Below are 20,723 nucleotides of genomic sequence, written 5' to 3'. Positions count from 1 at the left end.
CGCCTTCGCCCGGGCGCGCCTAGGACGACGGCACGCGGTCCGGCGGGAAGCCACCGGTCGCGACGGGACCCCACGAGGTGGGCGTGATCCGCAGCAGCGACTTGCCCTGGTTGCGCATGGCGGCGCGGTACTCCTCCCAGTCCGGGTGCTCCCCGGAGATGCACCGGAAGTACTCCACCAGCCCGTCCTCGGCCTCCGGCGACGGCATGTCGAGCACCTCGCAGGTGCCGTCGACCTGCACCCAGGCGTCGTTCCACTCGTCGGAGAGGACGAGGACCGAGCAGCGGGGGTCGCGGCGGAGGTTCACGGCCTTCGCGCGGTCGGGGTACGTCGAGATCACGATGTGCCCCTCGGCCGAGACGCCGCCGGTGACCGGCGAGACCTGCGGGCGGCCGTCGGCGCGGTGGGTGACCAGCACGAGGTGGTGCCGGGTGCGGGCGAAGTCGAGCAGCTCGGGCAGCTCGACGCGGGTGTTCGTGGCGATCGTGGGCATGCGTCCACGGTGCCCCGGGCCACACCCGACGATGCGGACCGACTGCGCCCCCGCCTCTAGACTCGACGAGGCCCTCCTGCGGCCCCGCACCTCTGACTTGACCCCCGACGGAAGCGACGTACCACTGCCATGCCCGGAACCACCGCCCGCACGGACCTGCGCAACGTCGCGATCGTCGCGCACGTCGACCACGGCAAGACCACCCTCGTCGACGCGATGCTCCGCCAGGCCGGCGCCTTCACCGCGCACCAGGCCGAGAGCGTCGCCGAGCGCGTCATGGACTCCGGTGACCTGGAGCGCGAGAAGGGCATCACGATCCTCGCGAAGAACACCGCGGTCCACTACGCCGGTCCCGCCGCGGACGGCAAGCCGATGACGATCAACATCATCGACACCCCCGGCCACGCCGACTTCGGTGGCGAGGTCGAGCGCGGGCTGTCGATGGTCGACGGCATCGTGCTCCTGGTCGACGCCTCCGAGGGCCCGCTCCCCCAGACCCGCTTCGTGCTGCGCAAGGCGCTCAACGCCGACATGCCGGTGATCCTGGTCGTCAACAAGACCGACCGCGGCGACGCCCGGATCGCCGAGGTCGTCGACGAGACCTACGAGCTGTTCATGGACCTGCTCGACGACAGCCACAGCCAGGAGGCGCTGGACTTCCCGGTCGTGTACGCCTCGGGCCGCGCCGGCGTGGCGGGCCTCGAGCAGCCGGCCAACGGCGAGCTGCCGGACAGCCCCGACCTCGAGCCGCTGTTCAAGACGATCCTCGAGACCATCCCGGCGCCGACGTACGACGAGGGCGCGCCGCTCCAGGCCCACGTCACCAACCTCGACTCCTCGCCGTTCCTCGGCCGGCTCGCGCTGGTGCGCGTGCACCAGGGCGAGCTGCGCAAGGGCCAGCAGGTCGCGTGGATGAAGCGAGACGGCTCGGTCAACCGCGTGAAGATCACCGAGCTGCTCGTCACCGAGGGCCTCGAGCGCAAGCCCGGCGAGCTGGCCGGCCCCGGCGACATCGTCGCGATCGCCGGCATCCCCGACATCACCATCGGCGAGACCCTGGCCGACCCGGAGAACCCGGTCGCGCTGCCGCTCATCCACGTCGACGAGCCGGCGATCTCGATGACCATCGGCACCAACACCAGCCCGCTCGTCGGGCGGGTCAAGGGCGCGAAGGTCACCGCCCGCCTGGTCAAGGACCGCCTCGACTCCGAGCTGATCGGCAACGTCTCGCTGCGCATCCTCCCGACCGACCGCCCCGACGCGTGGGAGGTCCAGGGCCGTGGCGAGCTGGCGCTGGCGATCCTCGTCGAGCAGATGCGCCGCGAGGGCTTCGAGCTGACCGTCGGCAAGCCGCAGGTCGTCACCCGCGAGATCGACGGCAAGGTGCACGAGCCGGTCGAGCGGCTGACCATCGACGCCCCCGAGGAGCACCTCGGCTCGATCACCGAGCTGCTGGCCACCCGCAAGGGCCGCATGGAGCAGATGACCAACCACGGCACCGGCTGGGTGCGCATGGAGTTCCTCGTGCCGGCGCGCGGCCTGATCGGCTTCCGGACCGAGTTCCTCACCGTCACCCGCGGCACGGGCATCGCCCACCACATCTTCGAGAAGTACGAGCCGTGGGCCGGCGAGATCCGCTCGCGCAACAACGGCTCGCTGGTGGCCGACCGCAAGGGCGCCGCGACGGCGTACGCGATGACCTCCCTGCAGGAGCGCGGCGTGATGTTCGTCGAGCCGACCACCGAGGTCTACGAGGGCATGATCGTCGGCGAGAACTCCCGCGCGGACGACATGGACGTCAACATCACCAAGGAGAAGCAGCAGACCAACATCCGGTCCGCGACCTCCGACAACTTCGAGAAGCTCATCCCCCCGAAGAAGCTCTCGCTGGAGCAGTGCCTGGAGTTCTGCCGCGACGACGAGTGCGTCGAGGTGACGCCGGAGATGGTGCGCATCCGCAAGGTGATCCTCGACGCCAACGAGCGGGCCAAGATCGCTTCCCGCGCCCGCAAGTCGAAGTAGCCGCCACCGGCCCTCCCCACCGCCTCGTGATGCCCAGGGTGCGCTCCAGCGCACGCTCGGCATCACGAGGCGGTCGGCATTTGCGCGGCGTCCGTCCTCGCGGCTTGGTGGAAGCGCTTCCACGGCGTCTAGGATCGAGCGCATGAGCCGCCCTGACGCCGTCGAGTTCCCGCCCGGCTTCCTCTGGGGCGCCGCCACCGCGGCGTACCAGGTCGAGGGTGCCGCCGCCGAGGACGGCCGCAGCCCGAGCATCTGGGACACCTTCGCCCGCGTGCCGGGCGCGGTCATCGGCGGGCACACCGGCGACGTCGCGTGCGACCACTACCACCGGTACGCCGCGGACGTGGCGCTCATGGAGGAGCTCAACCTCGGGGCCTACCGGTTCTCGGTCTCCTGGCCGCGCGTGCGGCCCGACGCCGGCCCGGTGAACCCGGCCGGGCTCGCGTTCTACGACCGGCTCGTCGACGAGCTGCTCGCCCACGACGTCCTGCCGTGGCTGACGCTCTACCACTGGGACCTGCCGCAGGCGCTCGAGGACGCGGGCGGCTGGACGAACCGCGACACCGCCTACCGGTTCGCGGAGTACGCCCTCTCCGTCCACGACGCGCTCGGCGACCGGGTCGGCGCGTGGACGACGCTGAACGAGCCGTGGTGCTCGGCGTTCCTCGGCCACACCGGCGGCCAGCACGCCCCGGGCCGGCAGGAGGGCGCGAACGGCCTCGTGGCCGCCCACCACCTGCTCCTCGGCCACGGCCTGGCCGCCGCGGAGCTGCGCAGCCGCGGCGTCGTCGCCGACACCGCGAAGCCGCACTCCGGCCTCGGCATCACCCTCAACTTCACCGTCGCGGACGCCAACGACCCGAGCGACGAGGTCGACGTGGACGCCGCGCGCCGCGTGGACGGGCTGTTCAACCGGGTCTTCCTCGACCCGCTCTTCCGCGGCAGCTACCCCGCCGACGTCCTCGCCGACACCGAGGCGATGCCGGTCCCCGGCCGCAGCAGCTGGACCGACGCGATCCAGGACGGCGACCTCGAGGTCATCAGCGCGCCGATCGACGTGCTGGGCGTCAACTACTACAACGGCAACGCGATCGCCGGCCGCCCGCACCCCGACGAGCTGGTCAGCAACGAGAACGAGACCGGCCGCACCACCAGCACGCCGTACGTCGGCTGCGAGGACGTCATCTTCGTCGGCCGCGGCCTGCCCCGGACCGCGATGGACTGGGAGGTCCAGCCGGAGGGGCTGACCCGGCTGCTGGTCCGGCTCGACGAGGAGTACGACGTCCCGCCGCTCTACATCACCGAGAACGGTGCGGCCTACGACGACGAGGTCGCCGCCGACGGGTCGGTCGACGACCCCGAGCGGGTGGCGTTCATCGACGCGCACCTGCGGGCGCTGCACGCGGCGACCGAGGCCGGCGTGGACGTGCGCGGGTTCTTCCAGTGGTCACTGCTGGACAACTACGAGTGGGCCTTCGGCTACACCAAGCGGTTCGGCATCGTCCACGTCGACTACGACACCCAGGTGCGGACGCCCAAGTCGTCGGCCCGGTTCTACGCCGCGGTCGCCGCGTCCGGGAGCGTGCCGCCCCCGCAGGCCTGAGGCCCGCTAGGTTGCCTCCGTGGACGCCCCCGGTACGCCGACCCTCGACGAGGTCGCCCGGCTCGCCGGGGTCTCGCGGGCCACGGCCTCGCGCGCGATCAACGGCGGCAGCCGGGTCAGCGAGCGGGCACTGGCCGCGGTCGACGCGGCGGTGCGCAGCCTCGGCTACACCCCGAACCCGGCCGCCCGCACGTTGGCCACGCGACGTACCGACTCCGTCGCGGTGGTCGTCCCCGAGCCCGACGACCGGGTGTTCTCGGACCCGTTCTTCGGCCGGACGCTGACCGCGGTCAACCGGGTGCTCGCCGAGCGCGACCTGCAGCTCGTGCTGCTCCTCGCGCGGCCGGGCGAGGAGGAGGGCCGGACGCTGCGCTACCTGCGCAACGGGCACGTCGACGGCGCGATCGTGGTCTCCCACCACCGCAGCGACCACCTCGCCGAGCACCTCGGCGCCCTGGGGCTGCCGTGCGCGTTCGTCGGCCGGCCGATCGTCGGCGCGGACGGCGTGGCCTGGGTCGACACCGACAACGTCGCGGGCGCCCGGCTCGCGACCGACCTGCTGCGCGAACGCGGCTGCCGCCGGATCGGGCACGTCGCCGGACCGTCGGACATGGCCGCCGGGCAGGACCGGCTCGAGGGGTACGTCGCCGCCTCGGGGGCCGGGCCGGGAGGCGCGCTCGTCGAGCACGGCGACTTCACCGAGGCCAGCGGCGAGGCGGCCTGCGCGCGGCTGCTCGCAGCGCACCCCGACCTCGACGGGCTCTTCGTCGCCTCCGACCTGATGGCGCGCGGCGCGCTGCGGGCGCTCGCCGCGGCCGGGCGGTCGGTGCCGGACGACGTCGCGGTCGTGGGGTACGACGACCTCGGCGCCGACCACTGCGATCCCCCGCTGACGACCGTCGTCAACCCCGCCGGCGAGCTCGCCGAGCGGGCGACGCGGCTGCTGCTGGACCGGCTCGCCGGCTCCGCAGCCGGACCCGCGTCGGTGCTGCTGCCGCCCACGCTCGTGCGGCGGGCGTCGGCCTGAGCGACCCACGACCCGTCGCCGCACGGCGCGGGCCATGGACCGCCGGAGGCCCGGACCGCTACGGTCCCCCGGTGCGCGGACGGGTGGACCACCTCGACGGGATCCGCGCGCTCGCGATCCTGGCGGTGCTCGGCGCGCACTGGGTGGCGACGTACCTGCCGGTCGGGAAGGGCGGCTACCTCGGCGTCGACGTGTTCTTCGTGCTGAGCGGCTTCGTCATCACCTCGGTGATGTGGCGCTCGCGGTCGAGCGAGCCGGTGGGCCGGCAGTACGTGACGTTCCTGCGCAAGCGGGTCCGCCGCCTCTACCCCGCCCTGCTCGCGCTGGTCGTGGTGTCGCCGATCGCGGTGGCGCTCGCGCCCGGCGCGGCCGTGACCGCCACCGACGCCGCCGAGCGCGGCCTGCTCGCGGCGGTCCAAGGCACGTGGGTGCTCGAGGCGATGGGCGAGACGACCGACCCGTTCCGCCAGACCTGGTCGCTGGCGATCGAGTGGTACTTGTACCTGCTCTGGCCGCTCGCCCTCTACACCGCCAGGCGCCGCGGGGTCCCCGCCCGCACCTTCGCCCGCTGGTCGGCCCTGACCGCCGTCGTGCTGTACGCCGCCGCGCTGCCGATGAGCGGGCTGCTGTTCTACGGCACCCCGCCCGCCCGGTTCGCGGAGATCCTCGTCGGCGCGGTGATCGCGCTCGCGGTGGCCGAGCCCGCCACCCCGGACCGGCCCGGCCGGATCCCCACCGGGCGGGGACCGCAGGCCCTGGCCCTGCTCGCCCTCGCCGCGGTGACGGCGTACGTGGTGCTCGCCCCGTGGCACTACACCGCCGACCCGGTGCGCTGGCTCGGCGTCCCGCTCGCGGTCGCGGCGACCGGCTGGCTGGTGCTCCACGGGGTCGCCGAGACGGGCGGGCCGGCGCTGCGGCTGCTGTCGTGGGGACCGCTGGCGCTGCTCGGGCGGGCCAGCTACAGCCTGTACCTGTGGCACTGGCTGCCGGTCTACCTGCTCGACAAGGACAGCATCGGGCTGCCCGTGCCGGTGCTGGCGCTGCTCGGCGTCGGCCTGGCGGCGGGGCTGACCACGGCGAGCTACCTGCTGCTCGAGCGGCCGTTCATGGGCTCGCACGCCGCCGCGCTCCGGCCGGGCCGCGAGTCCCCGGCCCCCACCGAGAGGGTCTGAGGATGCTCCTGGACGTCCAGCTCGACGGGAGGCCCGACCGGGCGGCCGAGCGCGCCCGCGAGCTGGTCGGTGCCGGCGTCGCGGGGCTGTTCACCTTCGAGGGACCGCACGACGTGTTCCTGCCGCTGGCGGCGGCCGCCGGCGCGGTGGAGACCGACCTGATGACCAACGTCGCGATCGCGATGCCGCGCAGCCCGATGCACCTGGCGCACACCGCGTGGGACCTGCAGCTGATGTCGGCCGGGCGGTTCCGCCTCGGGCTGGGGTCCCAGGTCAGGCCGCACGTCGAGAACCGGTACGGCGCAACCTGGTCCCCGCCGGCCGCGCGGATGCGGGAGATCGTGCTCGCGGTCAAGGCGATCCTCACCTCCTGGCAGGAGGGCACGCGGCTGGACTTCCGCGGCGAGCACACGCGCCACACCCTGATGCCGCCGACGTTCGTCCCCGGCCCGAACCCGTTCGGGCCGCCGCCGGTGCTCCTCGGTGCGCTCGGCCCGCTGATGACCCGCACCGCCGGCGAGGTCGCCGACGGGCTGCTGGTGATGCCGTTCCACAGCCACCGGCACTTCCGCGAGCGGACGCTCCCCGCGCTCGGGACGCCCGTGTCGCCGACCTTCCGGGTCCACCCGCAGGCGATCGTCGCGATGGGCCGCACCCGCGAGGAGCAGCACGCCGCGGCGCTGGGCGTGCGCGGGCTGCTGGCGTTCTACGGCTCCACGCCGGCGTACCTCCCCGTCCTCGAGGTCGAGGGCTGGGCCGACGTCCAGCCCGAGCTCAACCGGCTCTCCAAGGTCGGCGACGTCGCCGCGATGATGGAGCTGGTCACCGACGACATGCTGCACACGCTCGCGGTCGTCGGCACGCCCGAGGAGTGCGCCGCCGAGATCCACCGGCGCTTCGGCGACGTGGCCGACCGGGTCTGCGCCTACTTCCCGGGGTACGACGCGCCGCTGAACCAGGTGGGGGCCCTGGCCCGCGCGCTGGCGTGAGGCGGGCCCGGGGGTCGGGGTAGTCACGGACGTTTTCGTCCTCCCAGGAGGTGCCCGAGGACGTTTTCGTCCGTGACTACCCCGACGACGACCCGCCCAGCAGCGCCGCCCGCCGCCGAGCGAGACGGTCGAGCTCGGCCTGCTGCTCGGCGACCCGCTCGAGCAGCCGCGCCCGCACCTGCTGGACCACGTGGGCGGTACGACCGACCCGCTCGGCGGCCTCGGTGATCCGGTTGCGCACCGACCAGTCGCTGAAGATGTTGTCGAACCACACGTCGAAGGCGCGGGCGAGCTGGGTGACCTCGATGCCGCCGACCGCGGCCTCGCCGACGTCGGCCAGCTCGACCGAGAGCCGGCGCAGGGCGGCGTCGGCGTCGCGCATCAACCGCTGCGCGGAGTCCATCCGGTCGTACTTCACCAGGTCGGTGACCAGCCCGCCGTCGAAGAACGTGTCGGCCGTCGACCAGCTCCGCGCCGAGGCGAGCAGGTCCGCGGCGGCGCCGAGCCGGGCCAGCGCGTGGTCCGCGGCCACGCCGGCCTCCTGCAGCTCGGCCAGCGCCGAGCGGCCGGCACCGGTGGCGGCCGCGACCCGGTCGAGCTCGACGGCGGACGGGTGGCCGGTGCCACGCAGGTGCTCCTCCTTCGCGGCCAGCGCCCGCTCGCGGCGTACGTCGGCGTCGGAGACGGCCCGCAGTCCGGACGCGGCCCGGGCGGCCTCGTCCTCGGCCGCGGCCAGCCCCGCCTCGGCCCGCGCGACGGCGTACTCCGCCGCCTGCTGCTCGGCCCGCTCGCGGTCGAGGTCGACCTCGCGGCTCCCGCGCATCGCCGCCCAGATCCGGGTGGGGCTGAACGACTCGAGCCGCGCGACGTCGGCCTGCTCGTCACCCAGCGCAGCGCGGGCCCGGCCCACCTCGGCCCGCGCCCGCTCGACGGCGGCCTCACCGCGGGCCAGGCGGGCGGTCAGCCGCGACTTCTCCGCCAGGTCGCGCTCGGCGTCGGCGAGGGCGGCGTCGAGCTCGGCGAGCCGGTCCTCAGGCACGGGCGAGGCTCCTGCGGTGCGGGTCGGGCAGGGCGGCGGTGATCGCGATGCCGGCGAACCCGAGCGCGAGGAGCAGGACCGCGGCCCGGGTGACGGCGTCGGGGAGCACGCCGCCGAGGGCCACCGCGACCAGGTGGGCGGCCAGCACCGCAGGCACCCAGCGCGGGACCTCGGGGACGCGCAGCAGCGCGAGGGTGACCAGCAGCTCCCCCAGGACGAAGGCGACGACCCACCCGTAGAGCACGACCGTCAGGCCGGACTCCTCGGCCGCCGCCCGCAGCGCGGGCCCGCGGATGGCGTCGGTGATGACGAGTGCGCGGAAGAACGTCACGAGCATCCCGTAGCCGGCGAGGCCGATGAACCCCAGCGCCAGGCTGATCACGCCGAGGCCGCCGAGGAACCGCGACCGGTCCTGCAGCACGTACAGGATCGTGGGCAGGCCGAGGGTCAGGCAGGCGGAGGCGAGCAGGTAGATGACGGCGACGGCGAGCCACCGGCCGTCGTTGTTCTCGACGCTGCGCAGCGTCTCGCTCGTGCTGCCGCCGGAGTCGCCGACGAGCGTGGCGAGCGCGAGGGCCATCGCGCCGGTGACGAGCAGCGCGGCCGAGACGGGGAGCCAGTCCGAGCGCATGGCGTCACACCCTAGGCCCGGCTGCGCCGATCGACCCAGGACGCCGCCAGCGCGCCGCCGACCGCGCCGAAGAGATGGCCCTGCCACGAGACGCCCGGCTGGCCGGGGAGGACGCCGAGCAGGAGGCCGCCGTACGCCAGGAACAGCACGATCCCGAGGATGATCTCGCCCGCGCTGCGGGTGAAGACGCCGCGGAGCATGAGGTAGACCAGCCAGCCGAAGACCAGGACGCTGGCGCCGAGGTGGAGGGAGTACGCCGGCGCGGTCAGCCAGACGCCGAGGCCGCCGACCAGCCAGATCACGGCGGTCGCGGCGAGCCCGCGCTCGGTGCCCCCGACGAGCACGAGGAACGCCAGGACGAGCACCGGCAGGGTGTTGCCCGACAGGTGGTCCCAGCCGGCGTGGAGCAGCGGCGCGAGCGCCACGCCGACGAGCCCGTCGTCGTCGCGCGGCCGGACGCCGTACGTGTCGAGGTCGCGGCTCCACACCGCGTCGAGCACCTCGATCGCCCAGAGCAGCGCGACGAACCCGACGCTGAGCACGGCCGCGCGGGCCCAGGTGCCGCCGAGGTCCGCACCGGAGCGGTGCCGGGTGCTCACCGCAGCAGCTCCGCGACGGCCTCGACCTGCGCGACGTCGGAGCCCGTGGGGATCAGGTGCACCTCGTCGGTGCCGACGTCCTCGAAGCGGCGCAGCGTGTCCCGCAGCTGCGCCGGGGTGCCCGCGAAGCCGGTGGTCGGCGCCATCGCGTCGACCAGGTCGGCCGGCAGCCAGCTCATGTAGTGGCGCAGGTGCCGGTGGACCTGCGCCCGGGCCGACCCGTCCCCGTCGTCGAGGGCGAACCAGAACGACGTCGTCAGTCGCGGCTGCCCGCGTCCGGCCTCGGCCCAGGCGGACTCGGCGACGTCGAAGAGCCGTCGTACGCCGCCGGGATCGACGTCGAGCGTCACGCCGGCCAGGCCGTCGGCCCACGCCGCGGCGGACCGGATCGTCCGCGGGCCCATGGTGCCGACGAGCAGGTCGGGGCCGCCCGGTCGTGCCGGCGGCGGGCCGATCGGGCGGGACGCTCCAGCGACCGTGCTGCCGCTCCACACGGTCCGGAGCACGGCCGCGCGCTCGGCCATCTCCCGCATCGTCTGCCCGGCGAGGTCGGCGCCGACGACGCGGTAGTCCTCCTCGCGGCCGCCCACACCGAGCCCCACCGTCAGCCGCCCGGCGCAGAGCCGGTCGCCGGTGGCGAGCGACTTCGCGAGCAGCACGGGGTCGTGCAGCTGCGGCACCACCACCGTGGTCGCGAGCTGCACCCGGCTGGTCCACGCCGCGACCGCGCCCAGCAGCGTGAGCGTCTCGGGGTTGTCGAAGGCGATCCGCTCGCCGAAGCACAGCGTGCCGAACGGGCCCTCGTCGACCGCGCGCGACCACTCCTCGAGCGTCGTCGCGCCGTCGTCCCACAGGTCCGGCTCCATGACCGGCAACGTCATCCCCACCTGCACGCGGGCAACTGTGGCAGACCCGTCGCAGGCGGACGTTACGGTTCGTCGGTGCTCCCTCGTCTCTCCGGCGCGCTCGTCATGCTGCTCGCGGCCCTCGTCGTCGCTGGCACGGCGTGGGCGTACCTCGACTGGCAGGACCGCGTCCGGGCGGACGTGACCGCCGACGACCCGGTGGCCGACCGCCCGATCGAGGGCTCCGCGTCCGCTGCACCGACCTCGTCGCCGACCGAGCCGCCTGCCACGGAGACCGGCACCCGGCCGGTCTCCCTGTGGCTGGGCGACGGCTACACCACGGGTTACGCGTGCGCGACCGCCGAGGAGCTCGACTGGGAGTGCGTCGTCGAGGCCGAGGAGGGCGCCGGGTTCGTCAATGCCACCACCGGCGCGCGGCTGGTCGACCGGCTCAGCGAGGTCGTCGACGAGGGTGTCGATCCCGACGTGGTCCTCGTCGACGCCGGTCGCAACGACCTGCGCCTCGTCGACGGGCCCAACCTCCGCACCGCCATGGACACCTACCTCGACGCGCTGCGCGAGGCGTTCCCCGACGCCGCCCTCGTCCAGGTGGTGCCGTGGACCCTCGCGCAGGAGGGCCCGCTGCCGGGCGGCGTCGCGGCGCTCGTCACCGAGGTAGCGGAGGAGCACGACGGCTTCGCCGTGGACCCGGTCGCCGAGGGCTGGGCGGGCGCGGGGCGCACCGACCGCGCCGACCTGCGCGACCCCGAGGGCGGGGCCAGCACCGCCGGCGACGCGTACCTCGCCCGCAACCTCGCTGACGCCCTGGCCGACCTGGACCTCCCGCTGCCCGCGGCGGGCTGACCGCCTGGGCGGGCGTCAGTCCGCGACGACCGCCGCGGCCCGCCGCAGCTCGGGGACGAGCGCGACCAGCCCGAGGAGCGGGAGCACCGCGAGGATGCCGAGCGCGCCGGGGGTACCGATCGCGTCGCCGATCCCGCCGACGACCGCGGAGCCGACCGACCCGCCGACGAGGAACAGCAGCGTCGCGACGCCGAGGGCGACCCCGCGGACGTCGAGCGAGACCGCGTCACCGACGGACGCGGTCAGCGCCGGCTGGCCGAGCCCGAACGCCATGGTCACCAGCACGACCGAGACCCCGAGGACCACCGGCGAGACCGCCGCGGTGCCGACCGCCGCGAGCACCAGCGCGACCGACGCGGTGACGCCGGAGAGCGCCAGCGCGGTCGGCCCGCCGACCCGGGTAAGCAGCGGCCCGGCCACCCGCGGCACGAACAGCGCGATCACCGCGCTCGGCACGAGCAGCAGCCCGACCTGCCAGGCCTGCCAGCCGTGGGCGACGAGCACCGCCGGGACCGAGACGAGCAGCCCGAACCACGCCGCCGGCACGGCCGTCGCCGCGACCGCGCTCCGCACCACCGTGGCGTTGCGGACGACGGCCAGGGGGAGGAAGCCGTGCGGCCGGCGGCGTACGCGCAGGGCCACGAGCGGCGTGCCGAGCACCATCAGCAGCACCCCGACGAGCGCGACCACCAGGCCGGTCGAGGGCGACTGCACGAGCAGGACCAGCCCGGCCGCGGTCGCGGCCACGAGCACGGCACCGAGGACGTCGAGGCTCGCGCCGCTGCCCTCGCCGGTCAGCGCGCGCCACAGGAAGGGCACGACCAGGACGCCGAGGATCGGCAGCGCCATCACGACGCGCCACCCGAAGGCGTGCTCGACGAGCCCGCCGGCGAGGGGGCCGAGGCACGACACCGCGGCGGCCATCCCCGCGAGCCGGCCGAGCGCGAGACCCTTGACCTCGCCGTCGTACCGCGCGCTCAGCGCCGCCACGCCCAGCGTCGGGACGGCGGCCGCGCCGGCGCCCTGGAACAGGCGGCCGCCGAGGTGCACGCCGTACGTCGGCGCGAACGCGGCCACCAGCGCGCCGGCGGTCATCAGGCCGATGCCCACCAGCAGCGGCAGCTTGACCCCGACCAGGTCGGAGATCCGTCCGTAGACCGCGGTGGTCACCGCCAGCATGAGCGCGTAGAGGCTGATCGACCACGTCGCCACCCCGACGTCGACGCCGAGGTCGCTGCCCATCAGCGGCAGCGCGACCGCCGCGGAGGACGAGCCCATGCCGGCCAGGCCGAAGAGCAGTCCGAGCAGCAGCGACACGCGGCGTGAGTCGTCGGGGGTCATGGGCCTCGTCAACACCGAGCGGACGCTCGGTGTTCCCGCGGCGCGTGTCGGGTACCCCTCCACGTGCCCGGCGCCGTCCACGACCTCCCGACGACCAGCGACCCCGCCACCCACCCCGAGAGCCGCACCGACACCGAGGACGGGGTGGGCGGCCGTGTGGCGTGGCGGTTCCTCGTCGTGGGCGGCCTGGCGTACGTCGTCGACCTCGGCTGCTACAACCTCGCCCGGCAGCTGCTGGAGACCGGCCCCCTGACCTCGAAGACGCTGGCGTTCGTGGTCTCGGCGACCTTCGCGTTCGCCGGCAACCGGGCCTGGGTCTTCGACCGGCGCCGACGCACGCAGCTGACCACGGCGTACGCGCTGTTCTTCCTGGTCAACCTGGGCGGCCTCGTGGTCAACCTGGTGCCGCTCGCCCTGACCTCCTACCTGCTGGGCTGGACCTCGGCGGTTGCCGAGAACGTCTCGGGGAACCTGGTCGGCGTGGCACTCGCGACGCTGTTCCGCTTCTGGGGATATGAACGTTGGGTGTTCCCCAGGGAAACCCCTCCGGGCACCGACGACCGGCACCGTACGGTGGGTCCATGAGGTTCCGGCTCGCCGTCGCGCTCGCACTCACCCTGGGGTGCGGTGCCGGTCTGTCGTACGCCGACGGGCAGGCCCCCGCCCGCACGGCCGCCGAGCCGGCGCTCGCGCCGCCGGCCGTGTCCGGGGAGATCCCGACCTTCGGCTCGACCGACCCGGTCCCCCCGTCGCTCGGCCTCTACCCGCCGCCGGTCGTCGCGGACGTCTCGCCCGGCACGGCCGCCCCGCCGCAGCTGGTGTTCCCGTCGTCGTACACCGCTCCCGACATCGCGCCGACCACGTCCTACGTGCCGCCCGCCGACCACACCTCGGCCCCGTCCGGGGCGCCGTCCCCCCCGTCGACGGCCGGTGGCCACCAGTCCGACCACGCCTTCGAGTCGGCCGAGCCCTCGCCGGCACCGCAGCAGCCGTCGGGTGACTCCGGCTTCGAGCCGGGGCCCGCCCCCCAGCAGCCGCAGCCGACCCCGCAGCAGCCCCAGCAGCCGACGCCCCAGCCCCAGCCCCAACCGACGCCACAGCCGGAGCCGGAGCCCGTGGCCGACCCGTGCGCGGACGCACTGGCGCTGGAGTGGACCTGCGAGGTCGACGAGGACGCGGCGCCGACCGACCCCGCGACCGTCGAGGACGAGGAGGCGCTGCTCGAGCTCGTGCCCGAGGAGGCCGACGGCGCGGCGTACGAGCTCGTCCTGGACCTCGGCGGGGAGGACCGGCCGGTCATCGTGGTCGGCACCAGCGACCTGACGCGCGAGGCGCTGGTCGCCTACCTGGCCACCGTCCGCGAGACCCGTCCCGACGCCGCCCTGCTCTCGGTCGCCGGCCCGGCGACCGACGCCACCGCGGACACGGAGGTCCAGCCGGCCGGCTGAGCCCGCCTGGCCGTCGGCGGCGCGCGTGGTTTGGATCACGTGCGCGGACGGAAGAACTGCGCCATGACGGATTCATGGGGGTTGGGTTCCGGCGCCGCAGCCGGAGGACGCCTGGTCACGAGCGACGAGTTCGCCCGGACCGTGGACGAGCGGGTCGAGGAGATCGCGGTCGCGGCCCTCGACTCGGCGATGTACTGGCACATGCGGGACAGCGCGGTCTCGGCCGTCCCCGGTTGGGCCGACGACGCGGCGGTGCACATCGACGGCGACCCGCAGAACGGCTGGAGGGCCTACTTCGGGATCGCTCCCCTGTTCGTGTGGGTGCGCCGCTACCCCTCGCCGCTGACGGGGGCCACCCCGTCGTTCGACGCCCACTACCTCGGCTTCGACGTGCCGGACGGCGCGGTGGACGACAAGGTCGAGCCCGAGGTCCCCGCCGGGCTCCTCGAGGAGTACCGGGCGGCCCTCCAGGAGGCCTTCGAGCCGTGGCGCAGCCTGCAGGCCCCGGAAGGCATCGTCACCGGCACGGTCGTGCCGATCATGGACGGGATGTACCTCGTCTCCGACGAGCCGAGCGCGCTCTCGGGCAGCAGCAAGCCGCCGGTGCTGGCCAACAAGGACTACCACGACCTGCTGGCCCGGTTCGGGGACGCGACCCCGCACCTCAAGGGCGTGGCGATGGAGTACTTCAAGAGCAAGTACGTCCGCCAGCTCGACGTCGTGATCCCCAACCTGCAGTACGTCATGGGCGAGATCGCCGAGGCGGCGCTGGGCAACGCGCTCGCGGTCCAACGCGCCCGCAAGGCGGTGCTCGCCGTGCTCGACGCGGCGATCGTCGCGATGGAGCGGGCCAAGCCCGGCGACGACTACTCCGGGTACCAGGTGGCGCTCGGCATCCTGGGCGCCGTGGTCTCCGCGGCCGCGGCGTTCGCCACCGGCGGCGCCGCCATCCCGTTCATCGCGGGCCTCGGCGGCGGCCTGATCGGCACGCTCGCCGGCAGCATCCCGGACGGCGATCCTGCCGACATCTCCGTCACGCTCGGGGCGGAGAAGCCGACCGGGGTGCTCGAGAACATCCGCTCCGCGCTCGCCACCACGGACCGCGAGCTGCTGACGGAGGAGCAGGCCGCGGCGTACGCCGCCTTCGACCAGATCGACCTGCTCAACGCGACGCCCGGGCCCGGGCAGCCGGACCCGTTCCGTCTCGAGGAGCCGGACGAGACCCGGGGGCCGCTGATCCAGGCCGACCGAGCCAACATGGCGGTGCTCTGGGACACGCTCCCCCTGATCGCGGCTCGCCTCCGGAAGGCCGCCGCGCTGCTCGACGGAGCGGTCGGCAACGACGCGGTGTTCCGCCACGGCAGCGTCGGCCGATCCGTCGTGGGTGCCCAGCAGGACATCGCGGCTGCAGGCCAGGAGGCGTGGACGGCCCTGCGCGCCCTGGCCGAGGACCTGGACGAGGGCGCGCAGGGGCTGCGGGACCTGTGGCGCGACTTCTCCGACACCGACGGCCTGACCCGCGGGGAGTTCGCGGACATCAAGCGCGAGCTCGCGTGAGGCCAGGGCCCGGTCGGGCACCACAGGTCGTCACGGAGGTGGTGGAGCCGAGGGAGACGCGGCGGCTTCGCGGACTCCCATGTGCGGGGAGCGCCGCCGCCCGCGAGGCCGCCGCGTCTACGCGCGTCCCGTTGACCCGCACCGGGGAAGGTAAAACCGGAGACGTCGTCCTGGTCTGGACCACCGCGCGGATGACTAGTCCGCCCTCGCGGACGAATGGCTCGGACGAGCCATGTCGCACGCATCGATCCCGGCCTAGCGTTCTGCCCCATGGGGGTCTCGTTGTCGCTGTTCTACTCGTTGATCGGGCTCGGCCTGGCGCTGTGGGCCGTCGTCATCCTGGCACTGGTGGGCAGCCTCCTCTGAGCCCGGCGGCCCGGGTCGCGTGAGCGCGGCCGGGAGCTCCTCAGGCCCCACGCTGACCCACGACGAGTTCCTGGGCCTGCGCCGGTTCGGCTCCCTCGACGGCCTGCGGGCCATCGCGATCACGCTGGTCTTCACCGCCCACATCGGGCACCAGCAGCTCTGGCCGCACCTGCACGGGGCGAGCGGCGTGACGCTGTTCTTCGTGCTCTCGGGCTTCCTCATCACCACGCTGCTGCTGCGCGAGGAGGACCGGTCGGGCCGGGTGGGGTTCGGCTCGTTCTACGTGCGCCGGGCCTTCCGGATCTACCCCATGTTCCTGGGCGTGCTGGCGCTGTACTGCGTCCTCATCCTCGGGCTCGGCCTCGAGGCCGACCGCCGCGACCTCTTCGTCGACGCGATCCCGGAGATCGTGCTGTTCTTCCCCGAGCACATGGTCTTCTTCCACCCCGACGGCCAGCCCTACCCGCCGTACGACGGCGCCTGGTCGATCGGCATCGAGGAGAAGTTCTACTTCGTCTGGGCGGTCCTCGCCTTCGCGCTGCTCGCCGGCGCCCGGGCCCGGCTGCGGCTGCCCGTGCTGGTGGTCCTCGGCGGGCTGAGCCTCGCGGCGAGCTTCCACGACCCGCTCATGTACCTCGCGCCGTACCAGTTCCTCGCCTACGGCGCGATCGTCGCCGTCCTCCTCCACCACCCGGCCGGCTTCCGGGTCGCGGCCGCGTGCGGCCGGCCGGTGGTGCTGCTCCCGGTGCTCGTCGCACTGCTGGCGCTGCAGGTCGGCTCCGACCAGATCGACGCGTACGGCGACCTGTACTGGCTCTACGGCCTGCTGGTCGCCCCGCTGGTGGCCGGTCTGGTGGTGACCCGGTCGCGCGGCGTGGGGTGGCTGTCGTCGCGGCCGATGGTCCACCTGGCCGCGGTCTCCTACGTCTTCTACCTGCTGCACAACTTCGTGCTGAACGGCGTCGAGTCGGCCCTCCCGACCGGTGGGGGCCTGCCCGGCTCCGTGCTCTCCAGCGCGCTCGCCTTCGCCCTCGCCGTCGTCGGGTCGACCGTCGTCCACCGCACCTTCGAGGAGCCGCTGCGCCGCGTCGGTGTGCGGATCTCCCGCCGGCTCGAGCGACGCGCGGCCGACCGGACCGCCCAGCGGCTCGACCCGCTGGCCCCCTGAGCGCATGCGCGTCTCGCTCCGACGCCGCGTCAGTGCACGATGCTCGCGATCGCGTCGAAGACGTCGGCGATCGTGAGGTACCCGGCCTTGAGGCAGAGGTAGTCCGCCACCATGACGGCGGCCAGGACCCTCATGGTCTCGTCCTGACGTCGCTGGCGCTGGTCGTCGGCACTGTGCAGTTCTCGTTCCGTGCCTGGACAGCACACATCGAGGCAACCTCCCCCCGGCGGTCACTCGTCGTTCCTCTCCACGTAACACGACGACCGGGCCGATGCCCAGAGGGCTCTAGACCGGCGACTGGGCTCCGTGGTGGAGGAGCCGACCTCCCGACCGCCCTGTCAGCGGCATCACAGGGGGAATCACCCGTCCACACCCATCCACACCTGCAGCGGCCTCGGATCAACCAGGTCGGCCTCGACGTGGAGGCGCCTGGGGGGAGTCACCGCGCGGCCGACGAACCGCCGGCCGCGTCCCACCTGCTGGCGCGGCCGGCGGGCACCAGCAGGCTTCCGGGCCGGGGTCGCTCCCCGCCGCCGGGCACGCCGCGCCCCGTGCCCCGGCTCACCCCCGGTCCACGAACCACCGGGCGAGGAGGGTGCCGCGCTCCTCGAGCAGCAGCTCGAGGGAGAGCGGTACGTCGACGGGCGGGCCGGCCGAGATCCGCGGCCCGTCGGCGGCGACCAGCGTGGGCACGATCGTCGTGCACACCTCGTCGACCAGGCCGGCCGCGAGGAGGTCGTGCAGCAGGTGCGGGCCGCCCTCGGACAGCAGGCTCCCCCAGCCGCGGCCGACGAGCGCGTCGCGGAGCGCGGCCAGGTCGACGGCGTCCTCACCGAGGACCAGCACGTGCTCGGCGCCGAGCAGCACGCGCGCCTCATCGAGGTGCTCGGCGGTGGCGCACGTCGCGACGAGCACGCGACCGGGCTCGTGACCACGGAGCTTCGGCGGCACCTCCGCGCGCCGGCTCACCAGCACCAGCGGCACGTCGGCCGGCCCGTACTCCTCCGTCCGTGCGGTGCCCGCGCCCACCACGACCGCGTCGGCCAGGCCCCGCAGCGTGCGGAAGACCGTGTGGTCGGCGTCGTTGTTGATCGAGCCGCTGCGACCGTCCGGACCGGTGGCGGCGCCGTCGACGGTGCTGACCATGTTCGCGCGCAGCCACGGCCGGCGCGGCACGGCGTACAGGTCGGGCAGGTCGCCGCCGCGCGGGCCGAGCAGGACCCTCACGCGCCCCACCTCATGACCCAGTACTGCACGCCGTACGGATCGTCGTCGAGGTCGACCCTCGCCGGCCCGGCGATGACGTCCGCCGCGCGGCGGATCCCGTCCACCGCCGCCCACAGGTCCCCGGCGAGCGACCAGTCCACGCCCCCGAGGTCGCCGGCGACGAGCGCGGACCGAAGGGCGTCGTCGAACGCGGAGGACCGCTCGTCGAGGTGCCCCGGCGCCTTCTCGGACCGCTTGGCCGAGCCGTTGCCGACGACGAGGTAGGCGCCGCTCCCGCGCCGCACGGCCGCGGCCTCCAGCAGGGCGTCGGCCACCCGCTCCCCCTGCGGGTCGGCGAGGACCTCGACGCCGCCGGGGACCTCCCCGAGCCACCGCACCGCCGCGAGGGCGGCCGCCCGCAGCTCCGGGAGCGGGTCGACCTGCGAGGCGTACGCCGGCAGCAGCGCGAGCGCCCCGGGCACCAGCACGACCCGCGTCACTGGAGCCCCCGGATCGCCCGCGCCGGCAGCCGCCGCCCGGCGATCGTGTTGACCATGTCGACGACCTGGCGGGTCTCGACGACCTCGTGCACGCGGTAGATCCGCGCGCCGGCCAGCGCGCAGACCGCCGTCGCCGCGAGCGTGCCGGTGAGCCGCTCACCGACGGGCAGGTCGAGCGACTCCCCGACGAAGTCCTTGTTCGACAGCGACACCAGCACCGGCCACCCGGTCGCCACCATCTCGTCGAGCCGGCGGGTGATCTCGAGGGAGTGGAAGGTGTTCTTGCCGAAGTCGTGCGCCGGGTCGATCACCAACGACTCGCGCGCGACGCCGGCGGCGAGCGCCCGCTCGGCGTACGCAGTCGTGTCGTCGATCGCGGAGCGGACCACGTCGTCGTACTCCACCCGGTAGGGCCGCGTCCGCGGCACCGCCCCACCCGTGTGCGTGCAGATGAGCGCGACGTCGTGCTTCGCGGCCACGTCGACCAGCCCCGGGTCGGCGCCGCCCCAGGCGTCGTTGAGCACGTCGGCGCCGGCCTCGCAGACCGCGTCGCCGACCGAGGCGCGCCAGGTGTCGACCGAGATGACGAGCGAGGGGTACGCCGCCCGCACCCGCGCGACGAAGTCCACGACCCGTCGCTTCTCCTCGGTCTCGTCGATCTCCTCGCCGGGGGCCGCCTTGATGCCGCCGATGTCGACCATCTCGGCGCCCTCGTCGACGACCTGGGCGACCCGGTCGAAGGCCTTGTCCTCGGCCCAGGTGGCGCCCTTGTCGTAGAACGAGTCGGGCGTGCGGTTGACGATCGCCATCATGATCGTCGCGTCGTCGGCGAACTCGTGCCGACCGAGCCTGAGCGTCATGCGACCGACCTGGCGGGCGGGCGCTCGGCGACGAGCACCGCGCGGTCGACGGGTGCGATGCCCCCCGGCCCCGGCTGGTACTGCCGCAGCGCGACCGTCCCCCGCTGGTCGAGCAGCGAGCCCCGGCCAGCGTCGACGAGACCCGGTGAGCCGGAGGACCTCCGGCCGGCCATCGCCGCGAGGATCTGCGTGGCCATCGCGCCGAGGTCGAGCAGCGCCTGGTGCGCGTGGTCGCGCCGGCCGAGGTCGACCTGGGCGATCGCGTCGACCCCCAGCAGGCCGACCGTGTCGACGAGGGCGGCGAGCTCCACGGCGTACCCCGTCGGCACGGGCAGCGCCTCGAACAGCGACCGCCGCACCGCCCACTCCCCCGCGAGCGGCTGCACGAGCCCGGCGAGCTCGGGGTGCTCGAGCGCGATGAGCGGTCGGGCGACGAGCTCGGTGACCCGGCCGCCGTCGTACGGACTCTCCGCCCCCGGCCGCTCGTAGAAGCCCTTGACCAGCGCGACGTCGGACCGGGTCAGCAGCGGACCGAGCAGCCCGGGCACGAAGTGGGTGTCCCAGTCGAGGAGGTCGGCGTCCATGAAGACCAGCACGTCGCCGGTGGTGACGAACAGCGACTTCCACATCGCCTCGCCCTTGCCCGGGTGCGAGCCGAGGTCCGGCCGCACCTCGGCCGAGCGGTGCACGACCGCGCCGGCGTCGCTCGCCACGGCGTACGTCGCGTCGGTGGAGTCGGAGTCGATCACGACCACCTCGTCGACGAGGGCGACCGTCTCGACCAGCGCCTCGCGCACGCGGGAGACGACGTCGCCGACGGTGCCGGCCTCGTTGCGGGCGGGCACGACCAGGCTGACGCGCTGCGAGCCCTTCGCCGCGACGAGTTCGGCCAGCGACCAGTCGTCCCAGTGGTGGGTGTTGCGCGTGAACCAGCCGGCCCCCGCGTCCTCCATCGGCACGGACATGCCGCCAACCTAGTGGGCCACCGGATGG

At 74.3% G+C, this 20,723-nt stretch carries 20 protein-coding genes; 10 read left to right on the top strand and 10 right to left on the bottom strand.

The window, feature by feature from the left end; genetic code table 11:
• Positions 1-19 precede the first annotated feature (19 nt).
• A complete protein-coding gene (locus tag QWY28_RS16470) occupies positions 20-493 on the bottom strand; it encodes a PPOX class F420-dependent oxidoreductase (protein ID WP_300953655.1) in 474 nt (157 codons plus the stop codon).
• Between the two features lie 129 nt (positions 494-622).
• Here QWY28_RS16470 and typA point away from each other — a divergent pair, with 129 nt between their 5' ends.
• The 5 genes from typA to QWY28_RS16445 all read left to right on the top strand — a co-directional run bounded on the left by typA (position 623) and on the right by QWY28_RS16445 (position 7,306).
• Positions 623-2,515: a translational GTPase TypA gene (typA, locus tag QWY28_RS16465; protein ID WP_300953654.1), complete on the top strand. Its 1,893-nt coding sequence runs from the start codon at positions 623-625 to the stop codon at positions 2,513-2,515.
• Between the two features lie 142 nt (positions 2,516-2,657).
• Complete coding sequence (locus QWY28_RS16460; protein WP_300953653.1) at positions 2,658-4,118, top strand: GH1 family beta-glucosidase; 1,461 nt, start codon at positions 2,658-2,660, stop codon at positions 4,116-4,118.
• Between the two features lie 19 nt (positions 4,119-4,137).
• The gene (locus QWY28_RS16455) at positions 4,138-5,145 is read left to right on the top strand and encodes a LacI family DNA-binding transcriptional regulator (RefSeq protein ID WP_300953652.1); all 1,008 of its coding nucleotides are present in this window, start codon (positions 4,138-4,140) and stop codon (positions 5,143-5,145) included.
• A 71-nt stretch (positions 5,146-5,216) separates the two neighbouring features.
• Entirely contained in the window at positions 5,217-6,317 is a 1,101-nt protein-coding gene (locus QWY28_RS16450) for an acyltransferase family protein (RefSeq protein ID WP_300953651.1), read from the top strand.
• A gap of 2 nt (positions 6,318-6,319) precedes the next feature.
• Positions 6,320-7,306 (top strand): TIGR03617 family F420-dependent LLM class oxidoreductase, encoded by a 987-nt coding sequence (locus QWY28_RS16445; RefSeq protein ID WP_300953650.1) that lies wholly within the window; start codon positions 6,320-6,322, stop codon positions 7,304-7,306.
• A gap of 76 nt (positions 7,307-7,382) precedes the next feature.
• On the opposite strand, the gene QWY28_RS16440 is transcribed toward QWY28_RS16445, so the two are convergent.
• Genes QWY28_RS16440 through QWY28_RS16425 form a run of 4 tightly spaced genes read right to left on the bottom strand, consistent with a single transcriptional unit; the run spans position 7,383 to position 10,468 of the window.
• Positions 7,383-8,345 (bottom strand): hypothetical protein, encoded by a 963-nt coding sequence (locus QWY28_RS16440; protein ID WP_300953649.1) that lies wholly within the window; start codon positions 8,343-8,345, stop codon positions 7,383-7,385.
• Positions 8,338-8,976 carry a hypothetical protein gene (locus tag QWY28_RS16435; protein ID WP_300953648.1) on the bottom strand — a complete coding sequence of 213 codons (639 nt, stop codon included), beginning with the start codon at positions 8,974-8,976 and terminating at the stop codon, positions 8,338-8,340. Before QWY28_RS16435 ends, QWY28_RS16440 begins: the two co-directional genes overlap by 8 nt.
• 11 nt (positions 8,977-8,987) lie before the next feature.
• A complete protein-coding gene (locus QWY28_RS16430; protein ID WP_300953647.1) occupies positions 8,988-9,575 on the bottom strand; it encodes a rhomboid family intramembrane serine protease in 588 nt (195 codons plus the stop codon).
• The gene (locus QWY28_RS16425) at positions 9,572-10,468 is read right to left on the bottom strand and encodes an LLM class flavin-dependent oxidoreductase (protein WP_300953646.1); all 897 of its coding nucleotides are present in this window, start codon (positions 10,466-10,468) and stop codon (positions 9,572-9,574) included. The genes QWY28_RS16430 and QWY28_RS16425 overlap by 4 nt, the downstream gene beginning before the upstream one ends.
• A 48-nt stretch (positions 10,469-10,516) precedes the next feature.
• Between QWY28_RS16425 and QWY28_RS16420 the strand changes: the two genes are divergently transcribed.
• Entirely contained in the window at positions 10,517-11,284 is a 768-nt protein-coding gene (locus QWY28_RS16420; RefSeq protein ID WP_300953645.1) for a GDSL-type esterase/lipase family protein, read from the top strand.
• Positions 11,285-11,299: 15 nt separating this feature from the next.
• Here QWY28_RS16420 and QWY28_RS16415 read toward each other — a convergent pair whose 3' ends face one another.
• On the bottom strand, positions 11,300-12,625 hold the full coding sequence (locus QWY28_RS16415) for an MFS transporter (protein WP_300953644.1): 1,326 nt from the start codon (positions 12,623-12,625) through the stop codon (positions 11,300-11,302).
• A 63-nt stretch (positions 12,626-12,688) separates the two neighbouring features.
• On the opposite strand from QWY28_RS16415, the gene QWY28_RS16410 reads away from it, so the two are divergent.
• From QWY28_RS16410 to QWY28_RS16395, 4 genes are all read left to right on the top strand, one after another.
• The gene (locus QWY28_RS16410; protein ID WP_300953643.1) at positions 12,689-13,210 is read left to right on the top strand and encodes a GtrA family protein; all 522 of its coding nucleotides are present in this window, start codon (positions 12,689-12,691) and stop codon (positions 13,208-13,210) included.
• Complete coding sequence (locus QWY28_RS16405) at positions 13,207-14,073, top strand: hypothetical protein (RefSeq protein WP_300953642.1); 867 nt, start codon at positions 13,207-13,209, stop codon at positions 14,071-14,073. The genes QWY28_RS16410 and QWY28_RS16405 overlap by 4 nt, the downstream gene beginning before the upstream one ends.
• 63 nt (positions 14,074-14,136) lie before the next feature.
• Entirely contained in the window at positions 14,137-15,630 is a 1,494-nt protein-coding gene (locus QWY28_RS16400; protein ID WP_300953641.1) for a hypothetical protein, read from the top strand.
• 385 nt (positions 15,631-16,015) lie between these two features.
• A complete protein-coding gene (locus QWY28_RS16395; RefSeq protein WP_300953640.1) occupies positions 16,016-17,164 on the top strand; it encodes an acyltransferase family protein in 1,149 nt (382 codons plus the stop codon).
• 561 nt (positions 17,165-17,725) lie between these two features.
• Here the strand turns inward: QWY28_RS16395 and QWY28_RS16390 are convergent.
• Genes QWY28_RS16390 through QWY28_RS16375 form a run of 4 tightly spaced genes read right to left on the bottom strand, consistent with a single transcriptional unit; the run spans position 17,726 to position 20,695 of the window.
• On the bottom strand, positions 17,726-18,391 hold the full coding sequence (locus QWY28_RS16390; RefSeq protein WP_300953639.1) for a dihydrofolate reductase family protein: 666 nt from the start codon (positions 18,389-18,391) through the stop codon (positions 17,726-17,728).
• Positions 18,388-18,870: a class III extradiol ring-cleavage dioxygenase family protein gene (locus QWY28_RS16385; RefSeq protein ID WP_300953638.1), complete on the bottom strand. Its 483-nt coding sequence runs from the start codon at positions 18,868-18,870 to the stop codon at positions 18,388-18,390. The genes QWY28_RS16390 and QWY28_RS16385 overlap by 4 nt, the downstream gene beginning before the upstream one ends.
• Positions 18,867-19,730, bottom strand: a complete 864-nt coding sequence (folP, locus tag QWY28_RS16380) for a dihydropteroate synthase (protein ID WP_300953637.1) — start codon at positions 19,728-19,730, stop codon at positions 18,867-18,869. The genes QWY28_RS16385 and folP overlap by 4 nt, the downstream gene beginning before the upstream one ends.
• On the bottom strand, positions 19,727-20,695 hold the full coding sequence (locus tag QWY28_RS16375) for a glucosyl-3-phosphoglycerate synthase (protein ID WP_300953636.1): 969 nt from the start codon (positions 20,693-20,695) through the stop codon (positions 19,727-19,729). Before QWY28_RS16375 ends, folP begins: the two co-directional genes overlap by 4 nt.
• Between the last annotated feature and the right edge of the window lie 28 nt (positions 20,696-20,723).

The organism is Nocardioides oceani (assembly GCF_030412965.1).
GTDB classification, from domain to species: domain Bacteria; phylum Actinomycetota; class Actinomycetes; order Propionibacteriales; family Nocardioidaceae; genus Nocardioides; species Nocardioides oceani.
This window is presented reverse-complemented; position numbering and strand designations above follow the sequence as displayed.

Bases quoted from the DNA above. Each gene is read 5' to 3' on its own strand.
- QWY28_RS16470 (WP_300953655.1), bottom strand. From the start codon at position 493: ATGCCCACGATCGCCACGAACACCCGCGTCGAGCTGCCCGAGCTGCTC.
- typA (WP_300953654.1), top strand. From the start codon at position 623: ATGCCCGGAACCACCGCCCGCACGGACCTGCGCAACGTCGCGATCGTC.
- QWY28_RS16460 (WP_300953653.1), top strand. From the start codon at position 2,658: ATGAGCCGCCCTGACGCCGTCGAGTTCCCGCCCGGCTTCCTCTGGGGC.
- QWY28_RS16445 (WP_300953650.1), top strand. From the start codon at position 6,320: ATGCTCCTGGACGTCCAGCTCGACGGGAGGCCCGACCGGGCGGCCGAG.
- QWY28_RS16435 (WP_300953648.1), bottom strand. From the start codon at position 8,976: ATGCGCTCGGACTGGCTCCCCGTCTCGGCCGCGCTGCTCGTCACCGGC.
- QWY28_RS16415 (WP_300953644.1), bottom strand. From the start codon at position 12,625: ATGACCCCCGACGACTCACGCCGCGTGTCGCTGCTGCTCGGACTGCTC.
- QWY28_RS16405 (WP_300953642.1), top strand. From the start codon at position 13,207: ATGAGGTTCCGGCTCGCCGTCGCGCTCGCACTCACCCTGGGGTGCGGT.
- QWY28_RS16400 (WP_300953641.1), top strand. From the start codon at position 14,137: ATGACGGATTCATGGGGGTTGGGTTCCGGCGCCGCAGCCGGAGGACGC.
- folP (WP_300953637.1), bottom strand. From the start codon at position 19,730: ATGACGCTCAGGCTCGGTCGGCACGAGTTCGCCGACGACGCGACGATC.
- QWY28_RS16375 (WP_300953636.1), bottom strand. From the start codon at position 20,695: ATGTCCGTGCCGATGGAGGACGCGGGGGCCGGCTGGTTCACGCGCAAC.